The sequence below is a fragment of the Neisseria mucosa genome (genome assembly GCA_003028315.1).
In the GTDB taxonomy this organism is placed as follows: Bacteria; Pseudomonadota; Gammaproteobacteria; order Burkholderiales; family Neisseriaceae; genus Neisseria; species Neisseria mucosa.
This window is the reverse complement of sequence record CP028150.1, coordinates 447,344-460,262: the sequence shown is the minus strand read 5'-3', so window position 1 is coordinate 460,262 and position 12,919 is coordinate 447,344. Positions and strand designations below refer to the sequence as shown.

Sequence of the window (12,919 nt, the reverse complement as noted above, 5' to 3'; positions counted from 1 at the left end):
AGATTAGAAAGCCCGTTATGAAACTCATACCACTCCTCACCTTCTTTACCCTTGTCGCAAGCGGCAGTGCAGCGGCGGCCGAAATGGCAAAAGTTGAAGGAGGCAGCTACCGCCCGCTCTATCTGAAGAAAGAAACAAGCATCATTAAAGTCAAACCCTTCCAAATCGACAAATATCCCGTTACCAATGCCGAATTTGCAGAGTTTGTCAAAAAACACCCGCAGTGGCAAAAAGGTAAAGTCAGTTCCAAACAGGCCGAACCTGCCTATCTGAAACACTGGGTTAAAACCGGCAGCAACAGCTACGCGCCCAAACCCAACGAACTGAAACATCCGGTAACCAACGTATCTTGGTTTGCCGCCAATGCCTACTGTACTGCGCAAGGCAAACGCCTGCCGACCATAGACCAATGGGAATTTGCCGGACTTGCCTCCGCCACACAGAAAAACGGTTCTGCCGAACCCGGATACAACCGTACCATTCTTGACTGGTATGCAGACGGCGGCAGAAACGGCTTGCGCGATGTCGGCAAAAGCAAACCCAACTACTGGGGCATTTACGATATGCACGGCCTGATTTGGGAATGGACGGAAGACTTCAACAGCAGCCTGCTCTCGTCAGGCAATGCCGATACGCAAATGTTTTGCAGCGGCGCATCCGTAGGCTCCAGTGACCCATCAAATTACGCCGCCTTCCTGCGCTACGGCATTCGCACCAGCCTGCAATCGAAATACGTCCTGCACAACCTAGGCTTCCGTTGCGCCTCGAAATAACAGGTTTCATCACCAAAGCAGCTTTGGCGGTACTGAAAGGTATCGCCTTTTTTTTGAGTTTGAGGTTAATTTGAAAATAGCGAATGGACAAAACCTCGTGCCTAACAAATTTAGCATGACCAAGTTTCTAACGGGCTGAATATTCCAAGCAACTGGTCTATTTCTCTACCTCTTCCTAATTTTCATTAATAAATATACCGGTAAACCAAAAGGTCGTCTGAATGTTTTTCAGACGACCTTTTATCTATGTTTATCAAGCAGACTGTATCGGGATGATACGGTTTTGATTGCGTTTTGCACCGCCTTCGCAATAATTGACTTTGACGTATTCTTCGACAATCTCTAAGAATTCGGCTGCAATGTTGTCGCCTTTTAAAGTCACTTTGCGTTCTCCGTCAACATAAACCGGGGCAACAGGGGTTTCACCGGTTCCGGGCAGGCTGATGCCGATGTCTGCCAGTTTGCTTTCGCCCGGTCCGTTAACGACGCAGCCCATGACAGCAACGTTTAAAGATTCTACACCGGGGTAAAGGGTGCGCCATACGGTCATTTTTTGGCGAAGGTAATTTTGTACGTCTTGGGCAAGCTCTTGGAAGACTGTGCTGGTGGTGCGTCCGCAGCCCGGGCAGGCGGTAACCATGGGGGTAAACGAGCGCAGTCCCATGGTTTGTAGAATTTCCTGACCGACGATGACTTCCTGCGTGCGCGAGCTGCCGGGTTCAGGGGTCAGGGAAATGCGGATGGTGTCGCCGATACCTTCTTGAAGCAGTACGGCCAAGGCGGCAGTCGAAGCGACAATGCCTTTGCTGCCCATGCCTGCTTCTGTCAAGCCTAAGTGGAGCGGATATTGGCAGCGGCTGCCCAGTTCGCGGTAAACCTGAATCAAATCTTGAACGGAGCTGACCTTGCACGACAAGATGATTTTGTTTTCAGGCAAACCTAATCGGACGGCTTTTTCAGCAGATTCCAACGCCGAAATAATCAAGGCTTCTTTCATGATTTCTTCGGGCGGTTTGGGCGATGAGGACGCCAGATTGGCATCCATCATGCGCTTGGCGAGGCTTTGGTCAAGCGAGCCCCAGTTGACGCCGATACGGACGGCTTTGTCGTTTTCGGCGGCAGTCCGAATCATATAGGCAAATTTTTCATCGCCTTTTGCGCCTTTGCCGACATTACCGGGGTTGATGCGGTATTTGGACAAGGCTTTGCCGCACTCGGGAAATTCTGCCAACAGACGTTCGCCATTGAAATGGAAGTCGCCAATCAGCGGGGTGGTGTAACCCATGTCGTCCAAACGTTGACGGATTTCGGCAACTTTGGAGGCGGCTTCCGGGCTATTGACGGTAATGCGCACCATTTCTGAGCCTGCATCGCTCAATTCTTTGACTTGCAGGGCGGTTGCTTTAGCATCTGCAGTGTCGGTATTGGTCATCGATTGCACGACAACGGGTGCATCCGAACCGACGGTGAGATGATCGATTTGTACTTGATGGGTTTGGCGGCGTTTGGGTGTGTTCATCTTTATTTTTTTCCTGCTACAAAGGAAGCTGATTTTTCACCGGCAACCCGGTATTCTGCCAGATTGATGGTTGTCCCGCCGTAATTGGCTTGTGCGCCTGTGGCAATACCGATCCAGACATTGTAGGGTGCACCGCCTTTAAAACGCCTTTCGCTTCCTGCGGGAATGATCCGGCTGAAAATCATGGTACCTTTCTTGTCGGTGATAATCAGATTGCTTCGGTATTGGACTTTAATCCAAAGCTCGTCTGAATCGACTTTGACTTCAGGTGCGGATGCCGCTGCTTCGGATGCGGCGACACTTGAAGCTGCTTTTTCGGCATTGGATATTTCTTGTTTGCCGTTTTCTGCCATATTGGAAACGGCAACATTTTCTTTTTTCAAATCCGGCGTCTGCATACTGTTGCGTACTGCATCGCTGTTTTGCGCGACTTGTTGTTCGTTTTCATGATTGGACTTGCTTTGCCAAACATAAATACCGCCGCCAAGCAGGATGAGCGCTGCCATGCCCAAAACCCATTTGGGAAAACCGACTTTTTCACCATCTTGGTAGTTCAAGCCGGCATTTTGTTTGCGATCAACCAGATAGACATGGTCTTCTTCCGGCGCGGAAATGGCTTTCAGACGACCTGTAATGGTTGCTTCATCGATTTTCAACAGACGGGCATAAGAACGCAGATAGCCCATAACGAAGACCAATCCTGAAAAGAAAGAATAGTCTCCTTTTTCAAGTGCTTCAATTTGTTCGGCAGACAGTTTCAACCGTCGTGCTACTTCGTCAATATCCCAACCTGATTTGTGTCTGAGTTGTCCCAGCTCATCACCCAATGATTTGGCAGCTTGAATGTCGTATTCGTTTTTCTTTTGATTTTCCATGTAGTTACTTACCTGTGGTTACTGCCTGTAATTGTTCCGAGTAGGGGAAGTTTGCCCTTAACTGGGCTTCGTATTCGTAGGCTGCCTGGCTATTGCCCAAAGCGGTCGCCAATTTCCAACCCAGCAGCAAATCATCTGCCTGCAAGACATCGACTTTGCTTTGGTATTGGCGGAAATAATAGTCCGCTTCGTTTAAATTGCCTGCCAGCATTTTGGTTCTTGCCAATTCTTTAAACGCAGGCGGGAATTGAGGTTGCGCAGCCAAAGAGCGTTCGAGATAAGCTTCTGCCAGCGAATATTGTCCCATCTTCGCGCTGCAAATGCCCTTGTTGAGGTTGGCGATAAACGGAGAAGGATAAGTCGGATCGGCCAGGGCTTTGTCAAAATAACTGATGGACTGGGCGGGATTATTCATCTCGCTGCACAAGAACCAGCCGTAGTTATTGTTGATTTCCGCATTGTCAGGTTTCAAAGATAGGGCTTTTTGGAAGCTTTCTTGCGCCTTTTCGCGAACTTTAAGATATTGATAAATTTGTGCGCGAACCAGCCATGCATCTTCATTGCTGCTGTCCGCTTTCAATGCCTCTTCAATGCTCACCGTTGCTTGACGGTAATCGCCCCCGCGCATGTATTCGATAGCCAACTGTGTTTTGATATTGGCGACCTGTGTCGCACGTTCCGCTCTGCTTGGACCTTTCGGGCCGGCGCATGCGCCCAAAACCAAAGTTAAAATAATGGGTTGCCAAATGTTCAGTTTCATAATCAGCTCTGTTGTTCAACCAAAATCTGCTGCCATTTTTGTTGGCGGCGTGTTTTATCTTGTACTTGTCCTGCCAATTGACCGCAAGCTGCGTCAATATCATCGCCACGCGTTTTGCGAACGGTTACCACGAATCCTGCCTGCTGCAAAATATCGCGGAAAACGCGGATATTTTCATTGGTAGATCGTTCGTAGCCGGAATTGGGGAAAGGATTGAACGGGATCAGATTGAATTTGCACGGTACGTCTTTTACCAGCTCAATCAGTTCGCGCGCATGTTGCGCTTTGTCATTGATTCCGTCCAACATAACGTATTCAAAAGTAATGAAATCTCTTGGTGCTTTGACCAAATAGCGTTGGCATGCCGCCATCAACTCTTTCAACGGATATTTTTTATTCAGCGGAACGATTTGATCGCGTACTTCGTCGTTGGAAGCATGAAGGGATACTGCCAGCGCAACAGGCATCGCATCGCGCAGCCTGTCCATTTGCGGCACCATACCCGATGTAGAAACGGTAACGCGGCGACGGCTTAGGCCGTAGCCATGATCGTCCAGCATGATGCTCAGCGCAGTAACGACATTATCAAAGTTCGCCATTGGTTCGCCCATGCCCATCATGACTACATTGGAAATCACGCGTTCGTTTTTTGGCGTAACGCCCATTGCTTTATTTGCCCACCACAGTTGCCCAATGATTTCGGCAGCGGTCAGATTACGGTTGAAACCTTGGCGGCCGGTAGAACAGAAGGTGCATTCCAATGCGCAGCCGACTTGCGAGGAAATACACAATGTACCGCGTTCTGCTTCAGGAATAAATACTGTTTCCACGCCGTTGCCCGTTCCTACATCCAGCAGCCATTTGCGCGTACCGTCGGTGGATTCTTGCGCCATCATCAGTTTGGGCACATCCACGCTTGCCTGTTCGTTGAGTTTCAGGCGCAGGGATTTTGCCAAATCGGTCATTTCATCGAAACTTTGCGCACCGGCTTGGTGGATCCAGCGCATGACTTGTTTGGCGCGGAACGGTTTTTCGCCCATCTCGGCAAAATGATGGGTCAGTCCGTTTAAATCGTAATTCAGCAGATTGGTTTTCATGTGGTTTATTTCTTGGTAAAGCTTTTAATAAAGGCTGTCGTGATAAATCTTGCGAATCCGGCAGATTAGGACGTTGCATAGTGGGTTTGAACATACCCTGAATCTTGTTGAGCAAACAGCTTTTATTTCCAAGCTCCTTCTATCATATTTTCAGACGACCTCCATTTGAGAAAGGTCGTCTGAAAACAGATTGAGACAAACAATATCGACAAAACCGTCCAAACGCCCGAACCGGTCGGACGTTCGAACGGCATCTATCGTTAACGCGGGCAGATTTCGCTTTGGCTGAAGAAGTAGGCAATCTCGATTGCTGCGTTTTCCAGACTGTCGGAACCATGTACGGCGTTTACGCTGAGAGATTCGGCAAAATCGGCACGTATCGTACCGGGAGCGGCTTCCGCAGGGTTGGTCGCGCCCATCAGTTCACGGTTTTTTGCAACGGCATTTTCACCTTCCAACACCTGAATCATGACAGGACCGCTGGTCATAAAGGCAACCAAGCTGTCGTAAAAAGGACGCTCTTTATGGACAGCATAAAACTCTTGGGCTTCGCGCACGCTGAGGTGCTTCATTTTGGCGGCGACAATACGCAGTCCGTTTTCTTCAAAACGGCTGTAAATTTTGCCGATTACATTTTTACCTACAGCATCGGGTTTAACGATGGAAATCGTGCGCTCAATAGCCATATTATGTCCTTGTTTTTATTGCATTGTGCAATAGTCTGAGGTTGGGGAAAATGAACTGCTATTTTATCAAATTTCAGTATACTTTGGGAAAAGCCGCTCTTTTTTCTTCTCCTGAATCTTATTTTTTCAACGTCAGATGCGGTTGCTCCAAATAAACTTCCGATTGCATTTCCACCATACGGCTGGCGGTACGGGTAAATTCTTCGGCGAAATCGCCTTCGACATAAATATTGTTTACGCCTACCGCGCTGGTGGCACAGAGTTTTACTCGGAAATCGTACAATACGTCAATCAGCCAAGTAAGACGGCGCGCTTCGGCTTTTTCCTGCGGCGTCAGACGTTCCAATCCTGATACGAACACCATTTCATAATGTTCGGCCAAATAGAGGTAATCGGCTTGCGAACGCGGACCAAAGCATAAAGCGCGGAAATCGAACCAAATGGCGCGGTCGGAGTGGGCTTTATGTGGAATTTCACGCCCGTGTATTACGCTGACACCGGGATTCAGTTCGGAAATTCCCGCCATTTCTTTAAACAAATCAGCCAATTTCTGCTCGTTTTCTTCATTGTTGGGAACGAAGAAAATCTCGGCAGGACGTAAAGTGCGCAGGCGGTAGTCTTCTCCGCCGTCAACATTTAAGACGGTCAGACTGGATTCAATCAGCGCAATCGTCGGCAGAAAGCTGCTTCTGTTTTGACCTTGGGGGTAAAGCTCGGACGGGGCGTAGTTGGAAGTTGCCACCAAAACCACGCCTTCGCTCAACAAGTTTTCCAGCAGGCGCCCCAGAATCATCGCATCTGCAATATCGCTGACGTGGAATTCGTCAAAACACAATACGCGGGTCTCTTTGGCAATCTCAGCAGCAACTGCTTTTAAAGGGTTGGCTTCACTTTTCAAGTCTTTCAAACGCTTATGGATTTCCGCCATAAAGGCATGAAAGTGGACACGGCGTTTTCGGCGGTATGGCAAACAGCCGAAAAAAGCATCCATCAAGAAACTTTTGCCGCGACCCACGCCTCCATAAAAATACAGACCTTTCGGCACTTGGGGAGAGCGCAGGCTGCGTCCTAGGAAACGATTGCGTTTGCGTTTGAACATCATCAGTTCCGTCCACAAACGATCCAAATATTCAATCGCCCGCGCTTGCGCTTCATCGCGGATGAAATTCGGTTGTTCGGCTGCCGCCTGATACCAAGTCAGCGGGCTGTGGTTTTCAAATGGAGGGGCGACAAACAGTTGACCTCTATCACTCATATCCGACCTTTATTATGTTCTTGGGTTTGACAATTATAGTGGATTAACTTTAAACCGGTACGGCGTCGCCTCGCCTTAGCTCAAAGAGAACGATTCTCTAAGGTGCTGAAGCACCAAGTGAATCGGTTCCGTACTATCTGTACTGTCTGCGGCTTCGTCGCCTTGTCCTGATTTAAATTTAATCCACTATACGTTTTATCAACGGGCAATCATTAAAAGAAACGTATTATAGATGATTTCAGACGACCCTATGAATTTTCCATTACAAATTCCACCCAAATTACGAAAACAATAGAGAACCATATTTTCAGACAACAAAAACGCCGCATTTCTGCGGCGTTCGTTTACTCAGGTTTAGTTGGCATTTTCTTGTAAAGCCAAGTCCACACGTTCACGCAATTCCTTACCGGGCTTGAAGTGAGGGACGTGTTTTTCAGGCACTTCCACACGTTCGCCGGTTTTGGGGTTGCGACCGATACGGGCTGGGCGATGGTTCAAATCGAAGCTGCCGAAACCACGGATTTCAATACGCTGACCGCGAGCCAGCGAGCGGGTCATGGTATCAACCAAAACTTTTACGCTGTATTCGACGTCTTTTGCCAGCAATTGGTTACCGTTTTTCTCGGCAAAAACTTCTGCCAAACGAACCATTAATTCAGACTTCGTCATGTCTGCAACCTTATTCTTGGTCGCCGGACAGTTTGGCTTTCAGCAAGTCGCCGAGGCTGGTAGTACCTGCGCTGGCGGTTGCAGCAGCGTTGACTGAATTCAGAGCTTCGCGGTTTTCTTTAGCGTCTTTAGCTTTAACAGACAGGCGGATGCTGCGGTTTTTGCGGTCGACGGTTACGATAACGGCTTCAATCTCGTCACCTTCTTTCAGTTTGGTGGTCAGGTCTTCAACGCGGTCGGCTGCGAATTCGGAAGCAGGCAGGTAGCCTTCCACTTCGTCAGACAGGGCAACAACGGCACCTTTGGCGTCAACAGATTTCACAGAACCTTTAACCAAAGAACCTTTGTCGTTTACGCTGATGAAGTTACCGAAAGGATCGCCTTCCAGTTGTTTGATGCCCAAAGAGATACGCTCTTTGTCAACGTCGATTGCCAATACAACGGCTTCAACTTCTTCGCCTTTTTTGTATTTGCGTACAGCTTCTTCGCCGGCTTCAGTCCAAGACAGGTCAGACAGGTGAACCAGACCGTCGATACCGCCGGGCAGACCTACGAATACGCCGAAGTCAGTGATGGATTTAACCGCACCGGAGATTTTGTCGCCTTTGTTGTGGTTTGCGGCAAATTCTTCCCAAGGATTGGCTTGGCATTGTTTCATGCCCAAAGAGATACGGCGGCGGTCTTCGTCGATTTCCAGAATCATGACTTCGACTTCGTCGCCCAATTGTACGACTTTGCTTGGGTGTACGTTTTTGTTGGTCCAGTCCATTTCGGAAACGTGTACCAAACCTTCGATACCTTGTTCGATTTCAACGAACGCACCGTAGTCGGTCAGGTTGGACACTTTACCGAACAGGCGGGTGCCTTGTGGGTAACGACGGGTCAGGCCGCTCCAAGGATCTTCGCCCAATTGTTTCATACCCAGAGAAACGCGTTGTTTGTCTTGGTCGAATTTCAGGACTTTGGCTTCGACTTCCTGACCGACTTCCAACACTTCACTCGGGTGTTTCACGCGGCGCCATGCCAAATCGGTGATGTGCAACAGGCCGTCGATGCCGCCCAAGTCAACGAATGCACCGTAGTCGGTGATGTTTTTAACGATACCTTTGATGATAGAGCCTTCTTGCAGGTTTTCCAGCAGGGCTTTGCGCTCTTCACCCAAAGTAGCTTCCAGAACGGCGCGGCGGGAAACCACGACGTTGTTGCGTTTTTTGTCCAGTTTGATGACTTTGAATTCGATTTCTTTGCCTTCAAAGTGGGAAGTGTCTTTAACGGGACGTACGTCAACCAAAGAACCCGGCAAGAATGCGCGGATGCTGTTGATCATAACGGTCAGGCCGCCTTTGACTTTGCCATTGATAACGCCGGACAGGATGTCGCCGTTTTCCATCGCTTCTTCCAAAGCGATCCAGTCGGCAGCGCGTTTGGCTTTTTCGCGGGACAGTTTGGTTTCGCCGAAGCCGTTTTCAACGGATTCGATGGTAACGGTAACGAAATCGCCAACTTTAACTTCAATCTCGCCCTGAGCGTTTTTGAATTCAGCAACGTCAATCAGAGATTCTGATTTCAGGCCTGCATTAACGGTAACGAAGTTTTGATCGATTGCCACGACTTCGGCAGTAATCACCTCACCCGGATTCATTTCTTGCAGGGTAAAGCTTTCTTCAAGCAACTGGGCAAAATTTTCCATAGTCATATATACTCTTTTCGGTACACCGCCAAGGGGTGCGGGGTAGGTTGGAGGATGCCTGCCGCCCTTGGCACGGCAGGCTTTGAAAATAAATATTTCAGACGACCTTCGGATGCTCCAAAGGTCGTCTGAAACAAAACGCAGGGATTATACCCTAAATTTCAAACTTTATGATACCAATCAAGCACTTTTTTTACAGCTTCTTCGATACTCAGCCCGCTCGTATCCAAAAGTTCCGCATCGGGAAGCTGCTTTAAGGGCGCGACGCTGCGGCGGCGGTCCGCTTCATCGCGTGCCTCGATGTCCGACAAAATCCGTTCAAATTCCAAGCCTTCGCATGGAATGCCGATTTGTTTGGCGCGGCGTTCCGCCCGTATTTTCGCACCTGCGGTCAGAAAAACCTTTAACGCCGCATCGGGGAAAACAACCGAACCCATATCGCGCCCGTCGGCGACCAAACCTTTTCCCGTTAGAAAATCACGCTGCCGCTGCAAAAGCGCGGCACGCACTTTTGGCAACTGCGCCACCGCAGAAGCGCCCATGCCGATGGCTTCACTGCGGATTTGTCCCGAAACGTCTTCGTCATCCAAAAAAACCTGAGTGCCTTCAAAGCGGGCAGGCAGATTTTCCGCCAGCGCGGCAACCGCCTCTTCATCATTCCATTCCACATCCCGTTTCTTCGCATACAGTGCGGTCAGGCGGTATAACGCGCCGGAGTCCAGATAATCGAACCCCAAAGCCTGAGCGACGCGGGAAGCGACCGTCCCTTTTCCCGATGCACTGGGCCCGTCTATGGCGATGACTTTTTGTTTGGTATTCATATTTTGGCTTTCTGAAATAATGTAGGAGGCCGTCTGAAAACAGATGCACCGAAAATATCTTATTTTTCGAATATGCGGGCAATGGTTAAAGTTCTACGACGACCCGGAATTTTACTGGGATAATGTTAAAAAGCAAATCTGACTATTCATCAGTTACTTCACCAAAAAAGGTCGTTTGAAAGCCCTATTTTCGGTTTTCAGACGACCTTTCTATCTATTTCTCTTTAAGCCAACAATTTCCGCCAGCGTTTCACTTGGAAGCGTACTTGCTCCGGCGCGGTGCCGCCCAAGTGGTTACGCGCGTTCAGGCTGCCTTCGGGTGTCAGTACGCCGTATACGTCGTCTGAAATCAGGTTGCTGAAGCCTTGCAGGACTTCGAGCTGCAGTTCGCTCAAATCGACGCCCGTTTGATCGGCGTGGCGCACGGCTTGGGCGACGACTTCGTGGCTGTCGCGGAAAGGCATGCCTTTTTTCACCAAGTAATCCGCCAAATCGGTGGCGGTGGCGAAGCCCTGCATCACGGCGGCGCGCATATTGTCGGGTTTGACGGTTACGCCGCGCATCATGTCGGCGTAAATCCGCAGGGTGTCGATGAGCGTATCGGCGGTGTCAAACAGCGGTTCTTTGTCTTCCTGATTGTCTTTGTTGTACGCCAAGGGCTGCGATTTCATCAGGGTAATCAAGCCGATAAGGTGTCCGATGACACGGCCGGATTTGCCGCGCACGAGTTCGGGCACATCGGGATTTTTCTTCTGCGGCATGATGGACGAACCTGTGCAAAAACGGTCGGCGATGTCGATAAAGCCGAAACGCGGACTCATCCACAAAATCAATTCTTCAGACAGGCGACTCAGGTGAACCATAATCAGCGAAGCGGCGGCGGTAAACTCGACGGCAAAATCGCGGTCGGATACGGCATCGAGCGAGTTTTGGCAGATTTGTTCGAAACCCAGCAATTCGGCGGTGATTTCGCGCTGAATCGGATAAGTCGTACCGGCAAGGGCGGCAGCGCCGAGCGGCATACGGTTGACGCGTTTGCGACAGTCGGTCATGCGCTCGAAATCGCGTCCGAGCATTTCGACGTAGGCGAGCATGTGGTGTCCGAAGCTGACGGGCTGGGCGACTTGCAGATGAGTGAAACCGGGCATGACGGTTTCAGCGTTTTGTTCCGCCAAATCGACCAAGGCCGTCTGAAGGCTCCGAATCAGGTCTTGAATGACGGTAATCTGGTCGCGCAGCCACAGGCGGATGTCGGTGGCGACTTGGTCGTTGCGGCTGCGGCCGGTATGCAGGCGTTTGCCCGCATCGCCGATTTTTTCGGTCAGGCGGCGTTCGATGTTCATGTGGACGTCTTCCAAATCCAGCGACCAAGAAATAGTACCGTCCTTGATTTCTGCTATAATCTCCGCCATTCCCTGACGAATCGCCGCCAAATCTTCTTCACTCAAAACGCCTGATTGAACAAGCATTTGCGCGTGCGCCAGCGAACCCTGAATGTCCCACTCGGCAAGCCGTTTATCGAAATCGATCGAACCGGTGTATTTTTTCACCAGTTCGGAAACAGGCTCGTTAAAACGGCCAGACCAGGTTTTGTCCTTACTCATGGTTTCATCCTCAGATAAAATAACAGAGCCGCAAAGGCTCGTATAAACGCATTAAAAGAAAACGGTTGGAAATATTTTATGTCTATTATACGTCAAATCAACAATACATTCGCCGCCCCCGACCTGCGCAATTCCGCGACAGTCGTGCGCCTTTTGATTATTGTCTTGGGCAGTCTGTTTTTTCTGCCCTTAATCAGCGATTCCTCACTCTCCTATTCTGCAGAAATTTACCATCACTCCAAATGGATTTTCCCCGTACTTTTGGGTATTTTGATCAAAGCCTATTTTGTCAATATATTCGTACCTTCCATCAAAGAAGCACCCTACGGCGTCATCATTACCTATCTTTTGAACCTGTCGATATTTGTGATTGTTGATTTTGTCGTTTTAAAAACGAATGGCAGATCGCTGTCGCAACATTTCTTCCTGTTCAACCTTTTCCTGCTCGGGCTGATGTATTACGAAGCTTCGCGCCGGAACGGCCTTGCACCTTCGATTTCCGAAGCCCGCCTCAGCGCGCTGACCGCCCGCATCCGCCCGCATTTCCTGTTCAACAGCCTCAACGCCGCCATCAGCCTCATCCGCCTGCGTCCGTATGATGCGGAAACCCTGCTGGAGAACCTCGCCAACCTCTTCCGCGCCCAACTGCGCGATGGCAGCCAAAGCAGCACTTTAGGGCAAGAAATCGAATGGGCGCAGGAATACATCGCCATCGAACAAATCCGCATGGGCCATATGCGCGTGCAAGTGATGTGGCAGCACCAGGCGCCCGATGACGCGGAAACGCCGCACCTCCTGCTCCAACCCCTTTTGGAAAACGCGGTCTTCCACGGCGTCGAATCGACCCACCGCCCCGGCATGATTACCGTGTTTACCAAGCTCAACAAATCATCCATCTACATCCGCATTGAAAACCCGTACACCCCGCCCGAAAGCAGTGAAAACGCCAAACCGCACAAAGGCAACTCAATGGCATTGCACAACCTCAAAGAACGCCTGACGCTGATGTACGACAACGATGCCAAAATCCAAAGCCGCCAACTCGACGGCATTTTCCGCGTCGATATCCGCCTGCCTTACCGCAAAAAAGCCTCTGATGTAAACAGGCTGTTCGGTTGAGAAAACATCACCGAATATGACAACAAAGGTCGTCTGAAAACCCGATTGAAA

At 49.8% G+C, this 12,919-nt stretch carries 13 protein-coding genes and 1 pseudogene; 3 read left to right on the top strand and 11 right to left on the bottom strand.

Annotated elements, in window-relative coordinates; genetic code table 11:
* The first annotated feature begins 17 nt into the window (after positions 1 to 17).
* A complete protein-coding gene (locus tag NM96_02365; protein AVR78355.1) occupies positions 18 to 773 on the top strand; it encodes a formylglycine-generating enzyme family protein in 756 nt (251 codons plus the stop codon).
* Positions 774 to 1,026: 253 nt separating this feature from the next.
* Here the strand turns inward: NM96_02365 and ispG are convergent, their stop codons facing one another.
* The 6 genes from ispG to NM96_02335 form a co-directional block, all read right to left on the bottom strand.
* Positions 1,027 to 2,292: a flavodoxin-dependent (E)-4-hydroxy-3-methylbut-2-enyl-diphosphate synthase gene (ispG, locus tag NM96_02360; GenBank protein ID AVR78354.1), complete on the bottom strand. Its 1,266-nt coding sequence runs from the start codon at positions 2,290 to 2,292 to the stop codon at positions 1,027 to 1,029.
* Positions 2,293 to 2,294: 2 nt separating this feature from the next.
* Positions 2,295 to 3,167 carry a helix-turn-helix domain-containing protein gene (locus NM96_02355; protein ID AVR78353.1) on the bottom strand — a complete coding sequence of 291 codons (873 nt, stop codon included), beginning with the start codon at positions 3,165 to 3,167 and terminating at the stop codon, positions 2,295 to 2,297.
* A 4-nt stretch (positions 3,168 to 3,171) separates the two neighbouring features.
* A complete protein-coding gene (locus NM96_02350) occupies positions 3,172 to 3,927 on the bottom strand; it encodes a type IV pilus biogenesis/stability protein PilW (protein AVR78352.1) in 756 nt (251 codons plus the stop codon).
* A gap of 2 nt (positions 3,928 to 3,929) precedes the next feature.
* Positions 3,930 to 5,024 carry a 23S rRNA (adenine(2503)-C(2))-methyltransferase RlmN gene (gene rlmN / locus NM96_02345; GenBank protein ID AVR78351.1) on the bottom strand — a complete coding sequence of 365 codons (1,095 nt, stop codon included), beginning with the start codon at positions 5,022 to 5,024 and terminating at the stop codon, positions 3,930 to 3,932.
* A gap of 260 nt (positions 5,025 to 5,284) precedes the next feature.
* A complete protein-coding gene (locus NM96_02340) occupies positions 5,285 to 5,710 on the bottom strand; it encodes a nucleoside-diphosphate kinase (protein ID AVR78350.1) in 426 nt (141 codons plus the stop codon).
* A 118-nt stretch (positions 5,711 to 5,828) separates the two neighbouring features.
* Entirely contained in the window at positions 5,829 to 6,965 is a 1,137-nt protein-coding gene (locus NM96_02335) for a cell division protein ZapE (GenBank protein AVR78349.1), read from the bottom strand.
* A 53-nt stretch (positions 6,966 to 7,018) separates the two neighbouring features.
* On the opposite strand from NM96_02335, the pseudogene NM96_02330 reads away from it, so the two are divergent.
* Positions 7,019 to 7,138: pseudogene (locus tag NM96_02330) on the top strand (IS5/IS1182 family transposase).
* Between the two features lie 181 nt (positions 7,139 to 7,319).
* Here NM96_02330 and NM96_02325 read toward each other — a convergent pair.
* The 5 genes from NM96_02325 to argH all read right to left on the bottom strand — a co-directional run bounded on the left by NM96_02325 (position 7,320) and on the right by argH (position 11,749).
* Positions 7,320 to 7,634: an integration host factor subunit beta gene (locus NM96_02325; protein AVR78348.1), complete on the bottom strand. Its 315-nt coding sequence runs from the start codon at positions 7,632 to 7,634 to the stop codon at positions 7,320 to 7,322.
* Between the two features lie 10 nt (positions 7,635 to 7,644).
* Positions 7,645 to 9,330: a 30S ribosomal protein S1 gene (locus tag NM96_02320; GenBank protein ID AVR78347.1), complete on the bottom strand. Its 1,686-nt coding sequence runs from the start codon at positions 9,328 to 9,330 to the stop codon at positions 7,645 to 7,647.
* Positions 9,327 to 9,461: a LysR family transcriptional regulator gene (locus NM96_02315; GenBank protein ID AVR78346.1), complete on the bottom strand. Its 135-nt coding sequence runs from the start codon at positions 9,459 to 9,461 to the stop codon at positions 9,327 to 9,329. The genes NM96_02320 and NM96_02315 overlap by 4 nt, the downstream gene beginning before the upstream one ends.
* 24 nt (positions 9,462 to 9,485) lie before the next feature.
* Positions 9,486 to 10,145, bottom strand: a complete 660-nt coding sequence (locus tag NM96_02310) for a (d)CMP kinase (protein AVR78345.1) — start codon at positions 10,143 to 10,145, stop codon at positions 9,486 to 9,488.
* 224 nt (positions 10,146 to 10,369) lie between these two features.
* On the bottom strand, positions 10,370 to 11,749 hold the full coding sequence (gene argH, locus NM96_02305; protein ID AVR78344.1) for an argininosuccinate lyase: 1,380 nt from the start codon (positions 11,747 to 11,749) through the stop codon (positions 10,370 to 10,372).
* A gap of 78 nt (positions 11,750 to 11,827) precedes the next feature.
* On the opposite strand from argH, the gene NM96_02300 reads away from it, so the two are divergent.
* A complete protein-coding gene (locus NM96_02300; GenBank protein AVR78343.1) occupies positions 11,828 to 12,868 on the top strand; it encodes a sensor histidine kinase in 1,041 nt (346 codons plus the stop codon).
* The last annotated feature ends 51 nt before the right edge of the window (positions 12,869 to 12,919 follow it).